The organism is Rummeliibacillus suwonensis, assembly GCF_007896435.1.
GTDB lineage: Bacteria > Bacillota > Bacilli > Bacillales_A > Planococcaceae > Rummeliibacillus > Rummeliibacillus suwonensis.
Window position 1 is genome coordinate 2,664,156 of record NZ_VCBL01000001.1, and the last position, 24,261, is coordinate 2,688,416.

At 34.8% G+C, this 24,261-nt stretch carries 16 protein-coding genes; 1 reads left to right on the forward strand and 15 read right to left on the reverse strand.

The window, feature by feature from the left end:
* Window positions 1-1,247 precede the first annotated feature (1,247 nt).
* From prfB to FEU33_RS12170, 3 genes are all read right to left on the reverse strand, one after another.
* Window positions 1,248-2,346 (reverse strand): peptide chain release factor 2 gene (prfB, locus tag FEU33_RS12160; protein WP_146549990.1). Its coding sequence is split into 2 segments (ribosomal slippage): window positions 1,248-2,273 and window positions 2,275-2,346, totalling 1,098 coding nucleotides; the frame shifts between segments, so codons are not numbered across the junction.
* A gap of 485 nt (window positions 2,347-2,831) precedes the next feature.
* Window positions 2,832-5,342: a preprotein translocase subunit SecA gene (gene secA / locus FEU33_RS12165; RefSeq protein ID WP_146549625.1), complete on the reverse strand. Its 2,511-nt coding sequence runs from the start codon at window positions 5,340-5,342 to the stop codon at window positions 2,832-2,834.
* A 147-nt stretch (window positions 5,343-5,489) separates the two neighbouring features.
* Entirely contained in the window at window positions 5,490-5,882 is a 393-nt protein-coding gene (locus FEU33_RS12170) for a hypothetical protein (RefSeq protein ID WP_146549626.1), read from the reverse strand.
* A 198-nt stretch (window positions 5,883-6,080) separates the two neighbouring features.
* On the opposite strand from FEU33_RS12170, the gene FEU33_RS12175 reads away from it, so the two are divergent.
* Window positions 6,081-7,001 carry an LCP family glycopolymer transferase gene (locus FEU33_RS12175; protein WP_146549627.1) on the forward strand — a complete coding sequence of 307 codons (921 nt, stop codon included), beginning with the start codon at window positions 6,081-6,083 and terminating at the stop codon, window positions 6,999-7,001.
* Window positions 7,002-7,205: 204 nt separating this feature from the next.
* On the opposite strand, the gene hpf is transcribed toward FEU33_RS12175, so the two are convergent.
* From hpf to FEU33_RS12230, 12 genes are all read right to left on the reverse strand, one after another.
* A complete protein-coding gene (gene hpf / locus FEU33_RS12180; protein WP_146549628.1) occupies window positions 7,206-7,766 on the reverse strand; it encodes a ribosome hibernation-promoting factor, HPF/YfiA family in 561 nt (186 codons plus the stop codon).
* A 100-nt stretch (window positions 7,767-7,866) separates the two neighbouring features.
* Window positions 7,867-8,241, reverse strand: a complete 375-nt coding sequence (locus FEU33_RS12185; RefSeq protein ID WP_186725828.1) for a PilZ domain-containing protein — start codon at window positions 8,239-8,241, stop codon at window positions 7,867-7,869.
* 302 nt (window positions 8,242-8,543) lie between these two features.
* Window positions 8,544-13,682: a hypothetical protein gene (locus tag FEU33_RS12190; protein ID WP_146549630.1), complete on the reverse strand. Its 5,139-nt coding sequence runs from the start codon at window positions 13,680-13,682 to the stop codon at window positions 8,544-8,546.
* Between the two features lie 240 nt (window positions 13,683-13,922).
* Complete coding sequence (locus tag FEU33_RS12195; RefSeq protein WP_146549631.1) at window positions 13,923-14,288, reverse strand: PilZ domain-containing protein; 366 nt, start codon at window positions 14,286-14,288, stop codon at window positions 13,923-13,925.
* A gap of 508 nt (window positions 14,289-14,796) precedes the next feature.
* The gene (locus FEU33_RS12200) at window positions 14,797-16,506 is read right to left on the reverse strand and encodes a phospho-sugar mutase (RefSeq protein WP_146549632.1); all 1,710 of its coding nucleotides are present in this window, start codon (window positions 16,504-16,506) and stop codon (window positions 14,797-14,799) included.
* Between the two features lie 213 nt (window positions 16,507-16,719).
* Complete coding sequence (locus tag FEU33_RS19135; RefSeq protein ID WP_244951018.1) at window positions 16,720-17,325, reverse strand: hypothetical protein; 606 nt, start codon at window positions 17,323-17,325, stop codon at window positions 16,720-16,722.
* Window positions 17,326-17,414: 89 nt separating this feature from the next.
* On the reverse strand, window positions 17,415-18,665 hold the full coding sequence (locus FEU33_RS19140) for an RNA-binding domain-containing protein (protein ID WP_244951019.1): 1,251 nt from the start codon (window positions 18,663-18,665) through the stop codon (window positions 17,415-17,417).
* A gap of 634 nt (window positions 18,666-19,299) precedes the next feature.
* Window positions 19,300-19,659 carry a flagellar protein FliT gene (gene fliT / locus FEU33_RS12210; RefSeq protein ID WP_146549633.1) on the reverse strand — a complete coding sequence of 120 codons (360 nt, stop codon included), beginning with the start codon at window positions 19,657-19,659 and terminating at the stop codon, window positions 19,300-19,302.
* Entirely contained in the window at window positions 19,659-20,057 is a 399-nt protein-coding gene (gene fliS, locus FEU33_RS12215; protein ID WP_146549634.1) for a flagellar export chaperone FliS, read from the reverse strand. The genes fliT and fliS overlap by 1 nt, the downstream gene beginning before the upstream one ends.
* A 33-nt stretch (window positions 20,058-20,090) precedes the next feature.
* Complete coding sequence (fliD, locus tag FEU33_RS12220) at window positions 20,091-22,304, reverse strand: flagellar filament capping protein FliD (protein WP_146549635.1); 2,214 nt, start codon at window positions 22,302-22,304, stop codon at window positions 20,091-20,093.
* A 15-nt stretch (window positions 22,305-22,319) separates the two neighbouring features.
* A complete protein-coding gene (locus FEU33_RS12225; RefSeq protein WP_146549636.1) occupies window positions 22,320-22,700 on the reverse strand; it encodes a flagellar protein FlaG in 381 nt (126 codons plus the stop codon).
* Between the two features lie 324 nt (window positions 22,701-23,024).
* The gene (locus FEU33_RS12230; RefSeq protein ID WP_146549637.1) at window positions 23,025-24,170 is read right to left on the reverse strand and encodes a glycosyltransferase family protein; all 1,146 of its coding nucleotides are present in this window, start codon (window positions 24,168-24,170) and stop codon (window positions 23,025-23,027) included.
* Window positions 24,171-24,261: the final 91 nt, after the last annotated feature.

The following is a 24,261-nucleotide window of genomic DNA, read 5'->3' on the forward strand; positions in this document are numbered from 1 at the left end:
AAAAAGAAACAGATGTTCTTAATTGAAGTTTTGCATTAAAATATCAAATATGTTGATGATTCAATTTTCTCCACGAGATATAGTGTATTGGCTGATTTCCGCTATGGCTTGCTCTCTTTCCTGTGGGCGGAACATTGAAGCTTCCTTCGCAAAGCTGAGGTGTCTCAAATGTTCGCTCGTAGGGTTATTTGCTCTTTCTGGGGATTTATTTGCTCTCTCTGAAACTTTATTCACTCTCTCGGAGAGGGTATTTGCTCTTTCCGAGGATTTATTTGCTCTCTGGGGATTTATTTGCTCTTCCCAAGACTTTATTTGCTCTTTCTGAAACTTTATTCGCTCTCTCGGAAAGGGTATTTGCTCTTCCCGAGGATTTATTCGCTCTCTGGGGATTTATTCGCTCTTTCCAAGACTTTATTTGCTCTTTCTGAAACTTTATTTGCTCTCTCGGAAAGGATATTTGCTCTTTCCGAGGATTTATTCGCTCTCTAGGGATTTATTCGCTCTTTCCAAGACTTTATTTACTCTTTCTGAAACTTTATTCGCTCTCTCGGAAAGGGTATTTGCTCTTCCCGAGGATTTATTCGCTCTCTGGGGATTTATTCGCTCTTCCCAAGACTTTATTCGCTCTCTCGGAAAGGGTATTTGCTCTTTCCGAGGATTTATTTGCTCTCTGGGGATTTAATCGCTCTTCCCAAGACTTTATTTGCTCTTTCTGAAACTTTATTCGCTCTCTCGGAAAGGGTATTTGCTCTTTCCACAGGACATTGAATCGTCTTCACCGAGTTAAGCACCGTTCGAAGAAAACAGGTTAGCCGTAACAAGGATCAACATAAATGGAGCTAAAAATACGTGTTTTTTTAGAATTATGCTTAATTTATCATCTGTTTTTTTCTAATCAGCACGCCTGTCAGCTGTAAGAAGATGTCATCCGCATTTATCCGCACGCAAAATAAAAAAAGTACAATTCAAATTGAGATGAAATCTCAAAAGATAGATTTTTCGACCTAACTTTTGGAGTTCACATCACTGAATTGTACTTTTTGTTTATTTGATTGTCGATTTCTACTATCAGCAAAATCTATTTTCTTTATCTCTCATTGTATGTTAGCCAAACCAATTAGGCTTTTACAGACAGTCTCTCCCTCAACTACCCTCTAGCTTATACTTGATTATTGATGTTGGGGACTTACTGTCTGTTAATATAGATCAAAGAAAATTATGAAACATGAGCCTTCTTCATTTTTACATTACAATTGTGAGCGCAAGTAAGCGTTGATGAATTGGTCAATATCTCCATCCATAACCGCTTGGACATTTCCAGTTTCGGTATTAGTACGGTGATCCTTAACCATCGAATATGGGTGAAATACATAGGAGCGGATTTGACTACTCCAACCGATTTCTTTTTGTTCACCACGAATATCATCCAACTGAGCTTGTTGTTCTTCTACTTTTAATTGATATAATTTCGCTTGTAACATGCTCATCGCTTTTTCACGGTTTTTAATTTGTGAACGTTCTGCTTGGCATGCCACTACAACACCTGTTGGTAAATGGTGAATGCGGACCGCTGACTCAGTTTTATTGATATGCTGTCCACCAGCACCTGTTGAACGATACGTATCGACTTTTAAATCCTCTGGGCGAATTTCAACAGCGATCTCATCTGTGAATTCAGGCATCACATCACAAGAAACGAAAGATGTATGGCGACGTCCTGCCGCGTCGAATGGGGATATGCGAACTAACCGGTGAACACCTTTTTCTGCTTTTAAATAGCCATATGCATTATGCCCTCTAATCGCAAGCGTTACAGATTTTAGACCTGCTTCATCCCCTGGTAAATAATCCAATGTTTCCACTTTAAAATCATGTTTTTCAGCCCAACGTGTGTACATGCGTAAAAGCATAGAACCCCAGTCTTGCGATTCTGTACCGCCTGCACCTGGGTGTAATTCCAAAATAGCATTCTTTTGATCATATGGGTCGCTTAAAAGTAATTGCAATTCAAACTCTGCTGTACGATTAGTAAATTCCTCCAACTCATCCCCAAGCTCTTTTTGCAAGCTTTCATCAGGTTCTTCTTTTAAGAGTTCCAATGTCATTTCAAGATTTTCCTGTGTTTCAACTAATGCATAAAATTCGTTGACAATATCTTTTAAACCCTTTGATTCATTAATGATTTTTTGAGCATTGTTTTGATCATCCCAGAAAGAAGGATCAAGCATCAACTCGTCTAACTCTTGGATTCGAGCCTCTTTGTTTTCTAAGTCAAAGAGACCCCCTAAAGTCTGCTAATTTCTTAGCCGTATTATCTAACTCATTTCGAACATCTGATAATTCGATCATTTTTATTCCTCCAAAATTATTCTTGATAGGTTCCGATAAATTTCATATTTCATTAATGCTACAGAAGGAGACGACTTCCGCCGCAAATTAAGTATTAACATTTGCTATAAATATCGTACTTCTAAAAAACATATCCCTGTATAATTAGAGCCCTTCCTACAAAGTAAAGCTTTATACAGTAAGTATTTTCCATTCTCTACTGTATATGAGTTGAATCAATCAGACTTTTACAGTTAATTGATTCCACAATGAGTCTCTGTCTTTCTCTACAGAAAAAATTTATATAGATTGGCAACAATCGTTCATTGCTTATAAAAATTTACTTAGATTTCAAGGTGAGGGCTTACTGCTCGTTATGCGGGATAAAACTACAAAGGAGTTGTCCAAAAATCACATTGGACAGCCCCCTTGTCAGTTACACTTGAAGATACTGAAAATGATAGAGACAAATTGACTTTTTCAGTATCCTCTCTATACTCCATCTAGTGACCAGCACCATGACAGTTTTTATATTTTTTACCGCTACCACAAGGACATAAGTCATTACGACCAATGTTTTGTTTTTTACGGATTGGTTTACGTTTAGGCGTATTTTCATCAACCTTTGGATTGACAGCTTCACCTTTTGCTACTTCTTCACGTTCTAAGTTGCTGCGAATTTCAGCTTTCATCGCATATTTCGCAACATCGGCACGAATGGCATCCACCATGGCTTCAAACATAGAAAAACCTTCTGCTTGATATTCACGAAGAGGATCTGTTTGTGCATATGCACGTAAATGAATTCCTTGACGTAATTGATCCATCGCATCAATGTGGTCAATCCATTTAGAATCGATAGAACGAAGTAAAATAACTTTTTCAAATTCACGCATACGTTCTGGGGAAAGTTCTTCCTCTTTGCGATCATATTCTTTTTTCACTTCAGCACGAAGGAATTCAATGATATCTTCTGGAGATTTACCAGCGAGATTTTCGGCAGTTACAATTCCTTCAGGAAGTAAGTTAGCAGCTACAAAATTGGCTAGCCCTGTTAAATTCCAGTCATTCGCATTTTCTTCAGCAGTGTAGGAATGGACAGCATTCACTAAAACTTCGTCAATCATAGATTCCACTAAACCACGCATATTTTCTGTTTCTAAAACTTCATAACGTTCTTTATAAATGATTTCGCGTTGTTGGCGCAATACATCATCATATTGTAGTAAACGTTTACGTGCATCGAAGTTATTCCCTTCAACACGTTTTTGTGCGGATTCCACAGCTCTTGAAACCATTTTAGATTGAATTGGTTGAGAATCATCCATTCCCAATTTCGTCATCATGTTCTTCATGCTTTCAGAACCGAAACGCTTCATCAATTCATCTTCTAGCGAAAGATAAAATTGTGTAACACCAGGGTCCCCTTGACGACCAGAACGACCACGTAATTGGTTATCGATACGACGAGATTCATGGCGTTCAGTGCCCACTACTGCTAAACCGCCTAATTCTTGAATACCTTCACCTAATTTGATATCCGTACCACGACCAGCCATATTTGTGGCGATGGTAACCGAACCTTTTTGCCCTGCTTCTGCTACAATTTCAGCTTCACGTTCATGATTTTTTGCATTTAAAACATTATGAGGAATGTTACGTTTAGATAATAAATGTGAGATTAACTCTGATGTTTCAATAGCAACCGTACCAACTAGAACAGGTTGTCCTTTTTTATGGCGTTCTGCGATATCATTGGCAACAGCTTCAAATTTACCTTGCATCGTTGCATAGATTAAATCTGGGCGGTCTTCACGAGCAATAGGCTTATTCGTTGGAATGACCACAACATACATATTATAAATATTGCGGAATTCTTCTTCTTCTGTTTTCGCTGTACCTGTCATACCAGCTAATTTTTCGTACATACGGAAATAGTTTTGGAATGTGATGGTCGCCATTGTCATCGACTCATTTTGAATTTCCACGCCTTCTTTTGCTTCAATGGCTTGGTGAAGTCCTTCTGAATAACGACGTCCTTGCATAATACGACCAGTGAATGAATCAACGATTAAGATTTCCCCATCTTGTACAACATAATCTACATCTTTATGCATACTTGCATGTGCTTTTAAAGATTGATTAATCGCATGGTTTAACTCGACATGAGTCAACTCAAACAAGTTATCAATATTGAATGCTCTTTCAGCCTTTTCAATCCCTTGTTCCGTTAACGTAACACCTTTTGTTTCAACATCGTAGTTATAATCTTCATCTTGCTTTAGCGTACGTACAAATGCGTTGGATTGTTTATAAAGGGCCGCTGATTTATTGGCTTGTCCAGAAATGATCAATGGCGTACGCGCTTCATCGATCAAGATGGAGTCAACTTCATCGATTACGGCAAAGTAAAGAGGACGTTGAACTCGTTCTTCTTTATAAAGAACCATATTGTCACGCAAATAGTCAAAACCTAATTCGTTATTCGTACTATAAGTAATATCACATGCATAAGCTTGACGTTTTTCATCTTTGGACATACTATTTAAGTTCAAACCAACTGTTAATCCTAAAAACTCATATAACGGGCGCATCGTTTCAGCATCACGACTAGCCAAATATTCATTGACAGTTACAACGTGAACACCCTTGTGAGTAAGTGCGTTTAGATAAACAGGTAAAGTTGATGTTAACGTTTTACCTTCACCAGTTTTCATCTCTGCTATATTACCTTCATGTAGGGTAGCGCCCCCCATGATTTGTACATAGTATGGATACATGCCTAACACACGTCTTGACGCCTCGCGAACAACTGCGAAAGCTTCAGGACGAATACTGTCCAAATCTTCTCCTTCAGAGTAGCGTTGATAAAATTCTTCCGTTTTTTCTTTTAGCTGTTCATCAGTAAGTTTTTCCATATCTTGAGCGAATGCTTCAACAGTATTTGCAACTTTTTCTAAATGCTTAAGTTCTTTTTTATTTGGATCAAAAATTTTATTCAATAAGCTGGGCATTGATTTTCACATCCTATATAGTCTCAACCCTCATTTTAACACTGTGTAACGATCTGGTGCAAATGAACGATGAATATATTTTATTTCTTCTTCTTGGAGAGGTGTCAATCTTTCAAAAATTGGTTTTATTTCTGAGGATTGGGGTGCTCATTTTTCATGGATTGGACTGGCTTTTTTGTGGATTGGAGGGTTTGTTCCGCGGGTCGAGGCGGCTTTTTCGTGGGTGTGTTCTCTCCTTCCGTGGATGGAACTGGCTCCTTCGTGGATTGGTTCTCTTCTTCCGTGGATGAATCCTTTCTCCGTGGATTGGGCCTCTCCTTCCGTGGATGGAACCCGCTCCTCCGTGGATTGGATTCCATCTTCCGTGGATGAATCCTTTCTTTGTGGATGGAATCCTTCTTCCATGGATGGATCTTTCTTCGTGGATTGGACCTCTCTTCCGTGGATAGAACCCGCTTCTCCATGGATTGGTTCTCTTCTTCCGTGGATGGAACCCACTTCTTCGTGGATTAGATCTCTCCCTCCGTGGATGGAACCCACTTCTCCGTGGATTGGGCTTTTTCCCTCATGAGTGATTCTCTATTTTTATGGAGCGAAAGACTATTGTTTTTTCTCCCCATTTTTATCAATAAAAATATTTTGATGACATTGCATAGATCATTGGCTGAGGTCGTAAATATAAGTAATTTAATGATGTTGATAAAATATCTTAGTACTAGAAACTAGGAGGTCTTATTTTTGAAAATACGTAGGTTATTCAAATGGGGAAGCCTTATCATCATCGTTGTCCTTATTGCGATAGGCATCCTAGCTTATACTTTTTATCATAATGCAGCATCTACTTTTGAAGAAATTCATACCCCCTTAGAGAGAACTTCAGCAATAGAAAGAACTGAACCAGTAAAATTAGCAGAACAACAACCATTTTCCATCTTACTTCTTGGTGTTGATGAACGAAAAAGTGACGTCGGCCGCTCGGATACAATGATTGTCTTGTCTGTGAACCCACAAAAGAACAATACACTAATGATCAGTATTCCACGTGATACGTATACGCAAATTGTTGGCAAAAATATAAAAGATAAAATTAATCATGCCTATGCCTTTGGGGGGATCGAAATGACGATGAGCTCGGTCGAAAACTTATTGAATATCCCGATCGACTATGTAGCGAAAGTGAATATGGAAGGATTCGAACAGATCATTGATACAATTGGAGGGGTAAAAGTCCAAAACGCAATGGCTTTTCAAGAAGGAGATTATCATTTTAAAAAAGGGATGATCACGTTAGATGGAGCAGCGGCATTAGAATATGTGCGTATGCGTAAAGAAGATCCAGAAGGGGACTTCGGAAGACAAAACCGTCAAAAGCAAGTGATTCAGTCTATTATTGAAGAAGGAACGTCATTCAAAACTATATTGAAATACCAAAATATATTCGATATTCTTGGCAAAAATATTTCAACAAACCTCACATTTGCCCAACTAAAAGAATTACAGCAAAACTATCGACCATCTTTTAGTAACATCCAACAAATTTATTTTGAAAAAGGTCAAGGATCGACTGTTAATGGAATTTGGTATTACATCATGGATAAAGGAGAATTAGCTCAAGTTTCCGACACGCTAAAAGAACATCTAGAGATTTCTTCCAAATAAAGTAAAGATTCAGATAATAGGATTTTTTAACATTGTGTATGAGCTGAACTAACCGTTTTTACAAGCAGTAAGCTCACCACTACTTATTTCTTGGCGTGAGGAAATCATAACACCTGTGAATGCAAGAATTTTTCTGTAAATGAAAACCCAGCTGATTTAACAGCTGGGCTTTATATGAGTAACAGATAAAAGTTACACATGAACTTAGTTTGTTTCGATTAGACCATATTTACCGTCTTTTCGTTTATAAACAATATTAGTGGCATCAGACTTTGCATCTGTGAAAATGTAAAAATCATGTCCAAGAAGATTCATTTGCAAAATAGCTTCTTCTTGATCCATTGGTTTTAATGAGAATTGTTTTGTACGAACAATTGAGAAATCATCTTCTGACTCTGCCACTGTGGTTGCTGACTTTTCAGATTGAACATTTGCAAAATATAAACCTACACCTTCGCGATCACGGAATTTTCGGTTCACTTTCGTTTTATGTTTACGAATTTGACGTTCCAATTTAGCAGTTATCAAATCAACGGCTGCATACATATCACTATTACGCTCTTCAGCTCGTAAAGTTAAATTTTTCATTGGAATCGTTACTTCCACTTTTGTCCTTTTATCATTGTAAACCTTAAGATTCACATTAGCAGTTGCATCTAAATCATTATTGAAATAGCGTTCTAATTTTTGAATTTTAGATTCAACATACTTGCGAATTGCTGGAGTTACCTCAATGTTTTCACCACGAATGTTAAATGTTAGCATGTAAACTCCTCCTTTATTCAACCATATATACATATTCTACATTTCCCTAAAAACTCCTTCTTAAAACATAAAAATTTTTTATACTTTTAACCAAAAATTTTCACGAATTTTGTCTTTTCTCCTCAAAAACCTCTTTCTTTCGACGCAATTTTAGCTCTGAAATAATCAATTCTTGATGTTCTTCTACGTTATCCATATCAATACCATAATAATATCCATCACCAGAAGTTTTCTTCCAGCGAACATCGCCTTTTACATTGATTGGTTTTGAATAGAGTATAAATGACAAATCTAATTCAAGTGTCCTTCTCTCATATTGAAGATTCTCCTCTGTAAACAGCTTAAGACCACTTGGACTGATGTCAACGATTTTCCCTTTCTGATAGGTGGTCCTTCCATCCTTTTGGATAGTATAAGTAACTGGTACCTCATGAATTAATACATGTCGAAACGATTCTTTACGGCGATACTCCACTGAAAACACCATCCTGCCTAAATTATGTATATGTATAAAAACGGTTTCTTATCCATTATCGGCTTTTTAGAGCAAATATTTAGTAATTTTATAAGATTGGAACCAATTGTAAAGATAATAAATGGAAATATTTATGATTAAATCAATTTCCTAATAATGCAAAGTCTAGATGGAATAAATTAATGATGGAGGAGAGATCGATTTTCTTATGTTATTAAAACTTTTCATTCAATAAAAAACTTCCCTCTCAATAGGAGAAAGGGAAGTCAATTTAGTATGTTTATGGATCTTTGAATGACTTTTTATAATTGATCAATGACATCATAGATTTCACGGAAATATTGGTAGCGTGCTAGTACTGCTCGGTCGATTAAAGAAGCTAATTTCGTTTCTGCACCGTCAACAATTCTCGGAGTATTTAGTTGGTCGAATAGTGTTTTTAATTCTGTCATTTTTTTAGTAATTGCTGTGTTGCAGGGATCCGTTGTACCCGAACATGTACCTATAATATTTCCACTACTATCTTTTTGGATTTCAGATGTCCATTGTTCTACTTGTTGAACACCTTTTTCAAACTTAGTTAAATCATCGATAGCCTTTGCTGTTTGAGAGCCCGTTTTATCATATCCAGCAAGGATGTCTGCATTTTGGAGATATACTCTTTGTTCTTTTGGCATTACATTTAACGTTTTTTGAGCATCGATGATTCCTTTAACATAGCTTGAAGATTTAGGTTTAATAGCTTCAATTTTTTTATCCAATGCTTGTGCAGCTTTGATGTTGTTAGTTTCGTTTAACAAAGCTTCGTATGAAGCCTCTAACTCATTTTTAACAATGTCTTTTTGATCTGTTCCCAATTTATTATATAACTGAATAGCATTTGAAATTTCAGTGCCTATATCTCTATTCGGATATTGCGTTTTGTAATATCCCGTAGATGCTTCATCATTAGGGAAAATACTCATATTAGCAGGCGTTATATTTTTTAAAGCTTCTACTATTGTTACAATTGGTGCGTATTTGTTATAGATTTTCATTACATCACTATCAACTAATGATTTGGCCTTAGAGCTTAAAGCTTCATAGCTATCAACAGCACCTTTAATTGTACTATAAGGAATTGTATCCCTATTAAGCCATGCATTTGGATCGTTTTCACTACTTCCCACAATTAACTTTTCAAAAGCTTTTGCTGCATCACTTGGTGTTTTATAAATTGCCATATTAACTGCTGTAGTAATATCTGAAGTTACATATTTCTGAGCACCGCTTGGTAAAGCATCATAATCCTTCTTAACTTGTTTTAGTTTCGTTACATATTTATCATCTGTTTTATCGAGTGCTTTGAAGGCTTTGTCAACTTTTTGGGCTGCTTTTATTTCTGTTTCATCATTCAAGAATGGTTTGCTTGGAACAATGTAATTGTCAACAATTGCTTTTGGATCTTTTGTCAATTTTTTATAAATAGCAATAGCTTTTAGCATAGAATCAATATTTGCAACACTATATGTTCCACTTGTCGGAATAGTATCTGCTATAGCCTTAATCTCTGCAATCGGTGCATAGACATTGTATTTGGTGAGAACGCCTTGATCAAGTACAGAGAGTTGTGCTTCATTTAACTTATTGTATTGAGCAACAACACCTGTAACATCCGTCAATAGACTTGTACTCGAAAGCAAATTCACTTTGTTTATAAAACTTTCAATCCCACTAATCAGACTAGCTGTATCATAGCTTGTGCTGAACGCTTTAATATCTTTTTCATGCACAGTATATAACTGAACCGGTCTACCGGCTTTATAAAATTTATAGTACAGTGCAATCGCATCTTGAATATATGTTTTGCTTGATGGACTCAAGGCTTCATATTCTTTATCAATTTCTTGTGCTTTTAGGAAGTTGTTAATTTCTCCCATACTCATTGGGATAGATGGGTGAACATCACCTGATTCTGTATTAGGATCATTATTACCACCATATCGATCCTTATAATATGTGTCATTTAGTGACGATGGTGCTTTTTTCAAAATAGCAATTTGTGGTGTATCTAATTGTTTAAAATAATCAATCGCTTTATAAATCAATTTAATATCGTTTGGATTTGTGATTTTAATAGGATTTCCATCTCGTTTGCCAGAATCAGTATACCCCTTTTTAGAACTGTCATAATAATCTGCAGGATGACAACGAGATGAATCCTTAAGCGAACCAGTAGCATCATTACAATAAAAATCATCTTTTACTTTATCAAATTCTACATTTTCTTCATTAAACAGTTTTCCATATAAAACATATATCGTTTTTGCAATATCTTGAATTTGTAAAACCAATGAATATTTACGATACTCCTCCATCACCTCTGGATCAATGAGTGTGGATAATGGAATATTATATTTAGCATTGATCTTATTATATTTTATGTTATCAAAATAATATTTTTCGAGACTTTGGACACTTGCAATCTTTGGTGTAGCACCGTTTTCACTGACATGCGACATCTGTCTTACTTTCGTTTCGAAATCTCGAACGATGGTCAATTGTGGTGCATAGCGTGTGCCAATCTTATCCAGTTCCGCTTTATTGGCTACATATTTTTGAACAACGGCAGGTGCACGATCATACATTTGGTAGTAAACATCTAAAATCTCTATTTCATATTGATCATCTGTCGGTTTCACTTTTTCATAAGCCTTGTCGATAGCTGCTGCCTCTGTAATATATTTTCCATCATATAAGAATGGGAACTTAGAACGATCCGCATCATCTATGATCATTTTGGGGTCCGTTTTCAAAGCATTATAAGCTATTGTCGATTGTTGTATATATTTCACATCAGTTGGAGTAACAGATGGTGAGCTGACATTTGATTCTTTAATAAGACTCAACAATTTGACAACATTTGAGACAGGTGCATAATCATTGTATTTTTTTAGAACAGCTTTATCGACCAAACTGCTAACTTTAGGGCTCGTGCTGATGTACGTATTATAGTAATCAACCGCACTCTCTACATCTGCAATTTTACTTTTTTTGCTTAATGCATTCACTTTCGTTTCAAAGGTATTAGCAATATTTTGTTCACTTGTAAATGTCGTTAATAGATCTTTTATTTTATTTTTATAGACAACATATGTTTTCACATCATCAGAAGCATCATCATAAGTTTGATAAACTGTTTTAGCCTCTTTAGGATAAGTACTGCTAGATTTCTTTAATTTTAAATAAGCACTATCAATTTTTTGTGCTGCTGTAATATTCGATTCGTCTGCAACAAGATCTGCGAAAGAAGGATATTTTATATCGACAATTTGTTTTTGAGATGTGCCTAGTTTTTTATACGCTTTAGTAGCAGAAGTAATATTAGTAATTTGTTTTGCTGTATACGGATTTTGAACGGTAGTTGGAACATTCGCAACTAATTTTAAAACATCTGGTACTTGTGCGTAATCATTGTACGTTTTTAATACTGTTTTATCGACAAGAGCTAACCACGAAGGTTTAGATGCAACATTGTTGTACTGCGTTACTACTCCATTAATAGCTGTGATAGCACTATTAGCCGTTGTAGTATCTGTAGCGCTTGGTATTGAATTCACAGCATTTGTAAAATTGTCAACAGCTGTTTTTGCATCTTTATATTCTTGAAGATTTGGTATACCATTGATTTTTACTGCATTCACTACAAAGCGTTTTACTTCTGGTGTAGCAGCTTCATATGCGCTATTTACTTTCAATAAATCTGCAAAATAACTGGGTTTCGCTTTATTTTTCAGAGCAGATTCATAGCTTTTATCAATAGCTTGTGCACTTGTAAGATTTTTTCCTTCTGAAAGATAGTCTTTCGCGTTATTGCTATCTGCCGCCAGTTTATTTTGTACGATTGCTTTCTGATTTGCACCAAGTTTATTGTATTGCGGTAACAAATCTGCTAGCTTTGAAATTTTAGTCGATGATAATAAAATTTTACTGGTCTCTTCTCCAGAACCTGCCCATGTTAGTTGGTTTAATGGATCAAGGCTAACATTTTTAAAACCATCAATTATATCTGGTACTGATTCGTATTTTTTATAAGTGGCAACTGCATTCTTGTCTGCCAAATCAATTGGAGCTACTTTTGGATAGCCAAGTGAATTATCTGTAATACTTGGGTTTTTATAATTTTTTAAACTTATAATGGTAGTATAAGGATTTGAATCTGTTCCTGCTTCTAAATTATCCACAAGCGACTTAAAGGTATCTGCATCGATTATTTGTTGGCTATAAGCAGTATTAACTTCCTTAATTTTACCTTCCATATCATCTGGAATATAAGCAGTTACATTATATGTTTTACTATTGTAATTTTTTGAATTGTCCTTAACAGCGGTATAATTTTTATACAAAGCCACTGAATCTTGGGGTTTCGCTTTATTAATCGGTTTCAATGTTTCATATTGCTTTTCAATATCTGCTGCCTCTTTCACAATGTCTTCAATAGCTAAATATTCATCTAGAGTTGCCTCTTTACTTGAATCCACCAAATCTCTTAATAATGATTGTTGTGCACCGGATAATTTTTTGTAAGCATTTATAATATTTAAAATAGTTGTGCCATCTGGTTCCACCGACATCAACAATAATTTATTCGTACTTACAACATCCGAATAATAACTTAATTTTTTAAGAGTTGTGCTTGGAACGGCTGCTTTTGTCGCAGTATTTAAACTAGCATATTGCTTTTGTAACGTGACGGATTTCGTTGTAAAGTTGCTACTGTTTAGTGTTGCGACACTCTTGTTCAATGCATCAATTTTTTTTAGATATGGCTGAATGTTGGTCCAATATTTCTTTAGTGTTGCATAGTTTGTGACTTTCTTTTTATCTGTTTTTGATAATTTTTTGTAAGCACTAACGGCTGCCTTGGTTTTGACAATGTAATCGGACTTTTTGGGATTAATAGCTTTGATGCTTGCAATGACTAAGTTTGCTTTTCGATTGGCATAATAGTTGATTTTTTTAACAGTTGTTTTAGGAACAGCTGCTTTCGTCACTCTATTTAAACTACTATATTGCTTTTTAATCGCTGCTATTTTTGTTGCATAATTTTTCGTATTTAAGGCAGCAACCTTTTTGTTCAGATTGTCGATTTTTTTCAAATAGGCTTTCGTTTTACTCCAATTTTTTTTGAGTGTGGAGTAGTTATAAACCATCTTTTTGTCTTTTTTCGATAGCTTATTGTAAGCACTAACAGCTGCTTTTGTTTTGGAAATATAATTCGTTTTTTTCGGATTAATCGCTTTGATTTTGTAAATTACTGACTTGGCTTTTGCACTAATTTTTTTGGATGAAGCCTTTGAAGATGTTTTGGCATGTGCTAGCTCTGGATTCGCTGCCGTTATAAGTGTTGGCACGATCAACATCGAAGCTAGTCCCATTGATATGAAAGGTTTAATACGCACAAGAATCCTCCCTTTTCGATTGTCTGTTTGTATTGAAATAGTTCATTTTTCATCGCTAATAGTGAATTAGCATTATTTCATCTTGTTAAAATGTATATCAATCATCATCTTATAGTTTATATCGTCTATAGAGATGAAATTTTAAGAGATTTGGTAAATTCATGACATATGAATCGCAACTGAACAAAATAAAGCAAAAAAATTCTCACAAAAAGGGGCGTCCTTTCTGTGAGAACATCTTTAATTATTTTCTTTAACCTCTTGGCGACGGCGTAATTTCAACTCTGAAATAATCAGCTCTTCTACCACTTCATTTTCTTCTAAATCGATGCCATACAAATATCCACCATTCTGTGTCAGTTTCCATTTCACAATTCCTTTCACAGAAATAGGCTTGGCATAAAGCACAAAATTCAATTCGATTTGAAACGTCTGTTTCTCTACAGGTAGATTCATAGGCATCGCGATTTTTGCACCACTCGGGCTCAGATCTACCAAACGACAAAACTCAGATTTTCCTTTCCCTTGCTCAGAAAACACTTTATACTCTACGGTCACATTCCGCTCAAATACATGACGAAAGGATTCTTTTCGCTTATATTTCACTCCTAAGCACCTTCAATCTTCAACAATTTTTAGAGCATGTTAATAGGGAAAAATCTAGATGATAAACAATTCTTCTGTTGTATCCCGATAACAGGTAATAAAAGTAAGATCCTATTTCAAAACGCAAAAAGATACTGCGTGAGGGATCTACTCGCCTATAAAAAGCCTATTGGTTGGTAGATAAACCCCTGATCTGTGAAGTTTCACTTTATATTTTCCCTAGATTTTTTCGAAAAGTATCCTAAAGTTAAATAGGCTTTATCGAATAAGTGAAGTCTCCTTTAGATAATCCAATTTACTGGCGAACCTAAATAGGTAAAAACTACTTCTTTAACAACACTCAAATTTATTTTCTATTATACAGAAGTATTTAATAGGATAAAAGTACTTTACACATGAAAATCATTATTAATTTCAAAAGAATGACATGTCATAAGTCTTATCTAGGCAGAAATATGGAGAAACTCCCCTGCAATTGCTATCAATCCTACGTCTCCCAAATATCGTCTTAACGGATTGCTTCAAATGCCTTTTTAAGTACTTCTAATTTTTTTTCTGCAATGGCCGCGGTTTCACCTACAACGCCAAAATAATACTTACACTTTGGTTCTGTACCTGATGGGCGAACGGCAATCCAAGAATCATCTTCTAATTTAAATTTCAACACATTTTCAGTCGGCAAAGTTAACGTTTCCGTATGTCCATCTGCAAAAATAGCTTTGCTAGTTAAATAATCTTCCACGCAAAGTACATGGACACCAGCAATGATCGACGGAAGATGCTGACGTAAGTTTTCCATAATCGTTGTGATTTGTTGCTGTCCGCTTTGCCCTTCATATACTTTTGCAACAAGTGCCTCTCGATGATAGCCATAGGTTTGATACAAATCTTCTAAAGCCTCTAATAACGTTCGCCCTTCTAATGCAAAATATCCTGCCATTTCTGCGATCAGCACAGCCATTTGTACAGCGTCTTTATCACGCACATAACTTTTGACGAGATAGCCATAGCTCTCTTCATAGCCAAATAGATAGGAATAGGTATTCTTTTTTTCAAATTGTTCAATTTGTTCCGCTATATATTTAAAACCAGTTAATGTATTGATTGTATGAATACGATGATGTTTTGCAATTTTAGCTCCCAATTCAGATGTGACAATCGTTTTGACGAGAACGGCATTACAAGGGAGCATATCCTTTTCTTTCTTTGTTTTAATCAAATAATCGGTTACAAGAGCACCTACTTGATTGCCTGTAAGCAGTTGATAGCCATTATGATTCCGAACGGCAACACCTAGACGATCAGAATCAGGGTCTGTTGCTAATAACAGATCCGCGGATGTTTTCTTTCCCAATACCATCGCTAATCGAAATGTTTCGGGCTCTTCTGGATTTGGATAAACCACCGTTGGAAAATCGCCATCTTGAATCGTTTGCTCTTTCACAACATGAACATTGGTAAATCCTGCATTGGTTAACCCCTGCATAACTGGCACATAACCGACGCCGTGAAGAGGAGTGTAGACAATGGAAAGATCTTTATCGATATTTGTTCTTTCAGAAATGGTTTGCAGATTTTGCTGAAAAGCCATATCGATATCTTCTAAAATCTCTGTATAAAGCCCTTTTTGCTGGAGCTCTTCAATCGATGCTGCTTTAATCGCGAAAATATCGTCCATGTCCTCCATTATATGTACAATTTGATCGGCATGCGTAGGAGTCAGCTGTGCCCCATCTTTTCCATATACTTTAAAGCCATTATATTCTTTCGGATTATGGCTGGCCGTAATCATCACACCTGCATATGCATGAAGATGACGAATAGCAAAGGATAACTCCGGCGTTGGTCGCGGCTCAGCAAATACAAAAGTTTTCAGCCCCTGTTCTCCAAGAACTTTCGCTGTTTCCAATGCAAATTCATATGAATAATGCCGAGAATCATAAGAAATCACCACACCTCGATTTTTAGCATCTTCACCATCATGCGCGATACTCTTTGCTAACCCAAAAGCCACACGTCTAATCGTGAAAATGTTCATACGGTTGGTACCGACACCCAGTAACCCTCGCATGCCTCCTGTACCAAATGGAACATATTGATAGAAACGATCATCGATAGCCTGTTGGTCGTTTTCGCTTGCTACTAGTTCTTGTTTTATATAGGATGGAAGATTGGCAGCTTGTGCTTGCCATGATTTGAACAGTGATTCGATTTGCATGATTGAGCTCCTTTGACTTTTCAAAAAAATGATTTTTCTTTTTAGCTGAATCCATTTTATAATGAAAATGCAGATAGATAAAAATGCTGATTGTTCATATGGAATCCATTTAAAAAGAAGAAGACCTCCTACAGCCTTTCCAACAAAAATGAGGATCTTCTTAATAAATCACAATATATTTGCGTATACATCTGTATTGTTGAAAAAGGGATTTTACCTTCTATTTTCTATAGGATTCTTTACGGCTTTATAAGCTTGATACTTATGATTTGGCGTATGCGGATAACGTAATTCTAATTGATGATTTTCGACAAGTCGCTTAATATGATTTTTTCTTAATCCAGCAGCATCTCTGTTTAAATAATGAGCAATTTCATTTATTGTTAAAAACTGATCGGAGCACAATGTTAATATGAGTACTCTAAGTATATCTGGTTTTATACGCGACTTCTCCCTAGCTGGCCTTGCAATTTCCATTAGTCTTTCAGTATTACTTTTTTGACTTTTATAATGCTCACCTAAATTTCCTCTGTTATTACCTAAGTTATTTTCTTTATTACCTAAGTTATCTTTGTTGTTACCTAAGTTATTTTCTTTATTACCTAAGTTATTTTTGTTATTACCTAAGTTATTTTCTTTATTACCACAGCTATTTCCATAACGTTTATTCAATTCTAAAAAAACGTCAGATAAAATATAAGTGGTGCCACGCCCAGCACCTTGTGGAGAAAGTAATCCTTCTTCCACTAAATTAGAAAGTAATTTAGTGATGTCTTTTGAAGATTTATTCGTTAATTCCTGAATTCTAACGTTATTCACACTTTTTTCTTGGAAAGTCGTAACTAATGCAAGTACTTCATCGAATGAAAGAAGGTGAAAACGATCTTTTAATATCCACTTTATATCATTTACAATTTCAATAGGTAATAGTGAAGTAGATATAACGTAAGAGTAGTTCTTTCAGGCTGAAATTCTTCTTTTATAATAGGTCGCTTCCAATGTTGTTGTCTCCATGTAGTGTGAATACTTTCCAATCCATATCCAGATCGTTCACCTAAACCTATTTGTGAGAACATCTTAAAGAGCAATGGATTTCTTGGATCACTATTACCTCCAGAAATAGCTTTTTCTATGGGTATTCGTAAAATACCAGAATTTGAAAAACGGAAAAAGCTTTTTTCTTTTTCAATCACAATTCCGGTTTCACCAAAATAATTCGCATGAATAATTGTATTAAGTACTGCTTCCCTTAAAGCTTTGTGCACTCTCGTTTCAACTTGTCGGACATACTCATCCCCTTCCAAATGAAAAGGAACATTAATATCAGCTGTTATTTTTATAATTACTTTAAAATAAAAATCATATAGATTTCCCGACCACGTTCCATCCTGTGAAGTAATTCTATTAGACCAACGTTGTCCAGGAATTTCTGTATTCTTTTCTCTATAATCTAAATAGTAATGGGGAAAATAACTTGTAATAGTATTCTCTTCTCCAAACATGAGTAAACCTGCAACTGTCAAACCTTCTTCCCTTGTTTTACGATTTCTTCCCCATCCTCCAATTCTCACTAAAAATTCAACATCATCAAGTTCATTCCATGTACTATCAGGTTTTAAATTAGCAAACCTCTTACGGTAACTTTTTAAAGATTCTGTATTTATATCTTTCAAATCATAAGAATCCAGTATTTTACTATCTTGTGATGAAGAAGATTGTTCGGCAATCATACGTTGAACTTCTTCTGCACTACATCGATAATCTCCTTCGAAATTCCGCCTATATGTTCCAATCAAAGGATTCTGCCCAATATAAACAGGTTTTTGCTGACGCATCGCTCTTGGAACAACAATCTTTAAAATATGCTTTCCCTCAATCACTAATGGAGTAACGTTTTGTAATATATTATTGCTCACTTTATTTCGATTATTAACATTATCCCAAAAATCCTTTTGAAGTTTTACTACATCAATATCTACTGGATAAAATAATCCATTCTCTTCCTTGATTCCTAAAAGGATTGTTCCACCATTGGTATTGGCAAATGCTGAATATGTGTACCACATTTCTTTTGGAACTGTCCCTTTACTGGCTAATTTGCATTCTAACTCTGCATCTTCTCCCAACTTTATCAGATTCCAAATTTCAGAACTCTCCATGTTTGCACCTCCTTCTAAGCTTTCAAATAACTATAATTTATAGACACACAACACCTTATGTAAATTTTACCTTAAGATCAGTATATATTGAAATATTTTCAACAATTATAAACCTATATACTTCTAATTAATTACTAGTACAACTTTAATATTGAAAAAAATCGCATATATAGATTTGTCATAATAAGCTCGAAACAAAAGAAAGCTGTTCACATAGAACTATAATTGACCAAAAAAAATTAGAAAATGCTATTTAAATCAACGTTGAATTCTCTTCTTTTAATATTCAGAAAATTTCCGAAAAATTCCATGGTAAATTAGTATGGTTCACTGATTTTAAACCTCTAAAAAGCATAAACAATTTATAAATCATATGATAAAGTAAAGCTTCCATCACTGATGGAATTTCACTTTATCTAATTCCTATTCGTTAGTCCAAGGATCTACATCCAGTTTTCTTCAGCTATCACGTCACCATGGATACTCTTACTACTATTCGCTAAAAAGTTCCTACTGTTTAACTTATCATAAGCATCCAACACCAAATTATCAACAATGCCAAGTGTACACAAAAAAGATTCTCACGAAAATAGTACTTCGTGAGAACCTTCTAATCTCTTACTGCAAATAGCCGCTATTTTCTTCCATCAAAATAAGTACCATCCATCACTCGAACACTAGCATATGGATCGACATATCGGCGTTCAGAGGTTTTGGATTTTTGGAGATTTTTCATATCTTGAGCAATTTCAGCTTTTGCCTTTTTTAAACGCTCGATAATACCTTTATCAAGCTCTCTTAATTGTTTCTCAAATGGATGACCGATGATTGGATTGGCATCGAGCTTTTTCAACTCATCAATGATGATGCCACGCTTGTCCAAGTAGTCATCCATTTTTTGGATATAAGCATCTCGTTCTTTATCTGCTGGAAGCTGCGTTAAATGCTTGTAAAGTTGAGCTGAAACTTGTAACAATTCTTGGATTTGATCCATTATAACTGATCTCCAGCAAATTGTTTTTGACGATTGATTTTGATGACTTCTTTCCAAGTATCACGGAATTCCGTAACCAAGCCTTCTACTTCATCTAAAATAGCCGCATCATTTTGGATATTTGCTTCTGTTAAACGACGATGCATGTATTCGTATAGATTAAACATTTCTTTTGAAATCGGTATATCCATATTCAAGGTCGCCATCAATTCTGAAATAATGGCCTGTGCTTTTTGAATATTCCTATTGCGGTTTTCAATATCCTCGGCTATAATCGCTTTTTTTCCTTGATGGATAAATTTGATACAGCCATTGTAAAGCATTAATGTCAGTTCACCCGGGGACGCGGTTGTAACACTGTTTTGTTTGTATGCATTATATGCATTTTGTACTGACAAATCGAACAACTCCTTTAGTTTCGCATGTTCCTATTATGATCCTGATGAGAAGATGGAAGATTGGCTATTGGCTTTTTGGATTGCTAGTTCCATTGCGGAGAACTGATTCCAATAACGTTCTTCAATGTCTTTTAGGCGGTCTTTCCAGTTGTCAATTTTCGTATCTAAATCAGAAATAGTTCTTCCTAATGAATAAGAACTATCAGATGTTGATGATGCCTTCCCAGCAGTTTGCTCAATATTTGTAATGGCTGTTTTGGCTGAATCACGCAAATCGGCGATGACCCCATTCTCACCAGTCGCTGAATTCCCGTTAAAGATTCTCTTAAGAATATCAGGATCTGCCTCTACAGCTTTACGTAATTTTTCTTCATCAATTTCTAGCTTACCGTTATCTGACCATTCTTTAGATGTTGTAATACCAATTTTATATAAAGTATCTCCTGATTCACTACCATATTGAGATAATGTTGATCGCATTGAGTATAAAGCCGCTTCAATATTATCATCACTTTTTAGAAGACCTGCTTTTGCTTTAACTTCCCATTTTGAGATTTGATCCTCTGTCATTTCAGCTTTTTGTGCATCAGTTAATGGTGCATAGTCTAAATTTTTCTTTTCAGTAACACGTGTATTCAAATCTTTAATTAAGCCATTATACGTTTCTACAAACGCCTTTACTTTTTCAACAGCTTTATCAACATCATTAGAAGACGTAACTTTAACAGGATCTTGCGCAGCATCTAAATTTTTTGTTGCTGTAATCGTATAACCTGCAATATTAAAGTCATTAGAATTTTGCTCGTATTGAACGCCATTAACTGTTATCGAAGCATTAGAACCACCATTAGCTAATGTTAATTCTTTTTCAGTATTTCCATCTGCAGTCATAGTTTGATTTGTCAATTTAGAGAAAAGTTCTAATGCTCCTGATGTATTTTCAACATCATTACCACTCTCATCTTTGACTGTAGATAAAATACTTACTTCTGCTAAATCATCACTACCTGTTCTCACTCCAGTATTGTTGGCTGAGATATTTAACTGTCCATTATTGAATATAGCAGTAACTCCTGCACCTGAGCTATTGATCTTACTCATGAGAGAACTAATAGTATCCGTTCCCTTATACGTAATTGTGGTGTCTTTTGTAGAGCCATCCGCTTGTACTGCACGTAATGTAAACATACCATCTTGTGCAGCCCCACCTAATACTTCTTGAATCGTACTAGAATTTTGCAGTGTAGAATCAGCAGAGGTAGTAACAAAAGATGTGCCTGTAGAATTGGCTAATGGACTTTGGAATGTAGCAGATGAAATAGTAGATTCCACAGAAAGAGAGGCTTTTCCATCTTCGGATTCAATCGAAATTCTTCCGTCAGAAATATAAGCTTTATATCCTTGTTTTTGCACTTCCATCAATAAATCGCTTACTGTCGCATCAGGGTCTTCAGAAACAATACTATTCAAATCAATAGTTTCTCCTCCATTAATTTGAAGTGTACCTGAAGTCAATCCAATGTCACTCAACTTTGTATCAATTGCAGCTGTTTGTGTTTCACCATCTTTGTCAAATGTTAACTTACCAGATGTTTGTGTAGCTACATTAAATGTAAAACCTAGTTTTTCAAGACTAGTACGTGTGTCATCATCGAATTGTACAGCATCTTTACCAGCTGAAATTGTAAATTGTCCATTAGATATCCCCGCTGAATAACCATTTGCCTTTAATTGATCGATGACACCCTGTGCAGTTGTTGCATCTGTCCCAAAAATTTTCAAACTTGAAACGCCCAATTGGCCAATATCACTCAAATTTGTATCTGCTGTAATTCTTTTATTCGTAACAGATGCAGAATCATAATTTTGACTAGCTACCTGAGCTACTGTTACTTGACTAATTGTTAAATTTCCACTTGCGGCTGTCCCTGCCTTCACTGTAACTGAATCATTTAATGATGTTGTAGCAGTCTTAGTATTCCATTTATCACTTGTCCCATAGTTATCCCATAGTCCATCCCTAAACGCAGAAAGTGAAGTATTTACTTCACGATAGGCATCCCGTGTCCATTCATACTTTTGCTTTTGCTGCTGAAGCTTTTCCATTTGCGCACTTTCAGCTTTCATCAACTTTTCCATGATAGAGTCAATATCCATACCAGATACGAGACCACCAATTTTATTTTTATATTGCAAATATGAATAAGCCAACTGTGTACTACTACTTGTACTATTAACTGAAGTCATATAAATTCCTCCTAACTAGATTTGTTTGTCAAACATTTTCCCAATTAGTTTTTGCATTTCATAATAAGCATCAAGTAATTCCTTTGGTGGAATTTCTTTGATGACTTTATCTGTCTTTGCATCAACGATTTCTACATAATATTTTTCAAGACCATCATGAAAGACAAATTTCGAGTTTTTTTGTGAGTACTCCATAAACTCATTTAATTTGTTGACGGCTGTTTGATAAGCTTGTTTAGTCGGCTGTCCATTTTCATCTGTCATTTCTGAAACATTTCCTAATTTTTCTTGGATTGAAATAGCATCTGCCTTTGCTAGATTTTTTGTATATATTTGTTGTTTGGCAGTTTCAATATTTTTTGTAGAATCGGCGTTGCTTATTGAAGAAATACTCATCATAATCCTCCTCCTCTTACACCTATATCTATATCTCACTAATATTATCGGAATCATTGTTGTCTTTTTAACTACTGTTAAGAAACAACGAGAGGAAAGTGGGAAAATATTTATCTAGATGGAAAACTTTCAATTGTTAGGAACTGAAACTAATCATCTTTCATTTGTATTATGATCTGTTTTTGAATAACTATTCCGTATGCCAAAGCTCTCAAGTTCTCGCTGATATTTGTTTATACATCCTGAAATCAACTAACTTTCTCCTGAAATGTTAATAGACTATTATAGTAGAAAGTGCTGTGTGTTACTATACATATCATTTAATTACGGGTTTATATTAAATCGATCATTGTAAATATTTATTAAATGTTGAACTCTTTCATTATATGTATGTTTTCCTATTATAGCCATTCTACCGTTTTGAGAAATTTCTTCTCGTATATCATCATTATTCAATACATATTTGATTTTCTCTACAATATTTTGTTTGTCAAAATCATAGAAAATGATTTCTTTGTTTTCAATAAAAAGTCCCTCTAAAAAAGGCGTTCTATTAGTAACAGTTACTGATCCATTTGCCATACCACTATACACTCTCTCATGTGATCCATCATATAAAAGTCCTTGAATATTTAAAGTGATTTTTGACATTTTCATTAAGTCTTGTGCTTGAATGTAATTTACAGCGGGATAAAAATTAATATTCGGATGATTAAATAATTCTGAATTTTCCCATTTATTTCCGAATATATTAAGCTTTATTCCACTATTAGCTACATTTTTTAATGTTTCTATTCTTCTATGAGCGTTTATTATTCTCCCTATATATCTTGCTAAAGTCATTAAATATTCATTTTCTTCTAATTGTAAATTCACATCAGATTGTCGCATAATTTCTTTGAATAAATCAAAATAATACATTTTGTCATCATTTATACATTGTTGAAATATATATTCTACAATTTTATTAAATACAGGAATATCTAATTTTTTAATACCATTTATATACTTTTGTTTATCTGGATATGATCCTAAAAATAATACATCTAGTTCTTTTTCAAAAATAATGGGTGAAATTTCAAACGCTGCATGCGGCATAAAATATGTATCGCAAGGAATATCTAAAAAACGGACAAAATCAAAATCCTTTTTATCCATCACCGTTAAAATGTCATTACTCTCCAAACATTTTATACGATCCACATGATCAATAGGATGATCTGCAAGCCAAAGGCAATATGGAATACGCCTCAAATAATTATTTTTTTTTATTTCTCTCACATACCATCCATTTAAACCTATTATAAGATCGACATTCTCTAATATTTTAGGAGAGAAATTTTCCAAGTTATAATCAAGCATTCTTATATATTCTACGTTATTCTTTATTAAAGATTTTTCAATTTCTAACAACCAGGTAGTCATCACATCATATTGTGACTTACCACTTAGCAATATAACTTTTTTCATAAAGATTTCCTTTCACTATTGTATTAAGTTCTTTCATAATACTTTTTTTAAATTAATTTATCAAGAAAACATGAGAAAAGCCGATAATAAC

Coding starts and splice junctions, on each gene's coding strand:
- secA (WP_146549625.1), bottom strand. CDS start 5,342: ATGCCCAGCTTATTGAATAAAATTTTTGATCCAAATAAAAAAGAACTT.
- hpf (WP_146549628.1), bottom strand. CDS start 7,766: ATGCTAACATTTAACATTCGTGGTGAAAACATTGAGGTAACTCCAGCA.
- FEU33_RS12200 (WP_146549632.1), bottom strand. CDS start 16,506: ATGCAAATCGAATCACTGTTCAAATCATGGCAAGCACAAGCTGCCAAT.
- FEU33_RS19140 (WP_244951019.1), bottom strand. CDS start 18,665: ATGGAGAGTTCTGAAATTTGGAATCTGATAAAGTTGGGAGAAGATGCA.
- fliT (WP_146549633.1), bottom strand. CDS start 19,659: ATGGATCAAATCCAAGAATTGTTACAAGTTTCAGCTCAACTTTACAAG.
- fliD (WP_146549635.1), bottom strand. CDS start 22,304: ATGACTTCAGTTAATAGTACAAGTAGTAGTACACAGTTGGCTTATTCA.
- FEU33_RS12225 (WP_146549636.1), bottom strand. CDS start 22,700: ATGAGTATTTCTTCAATAAGCAACGCCGATTCTACAAAAAATATTGAA.
- FEU33_RS12230 (WP_146549637.1), bottom strand. CDS start 24,170: ATGAAAAAAGTTATATTGCTAAGTGGTAAGTCACAATATGATGTGATG.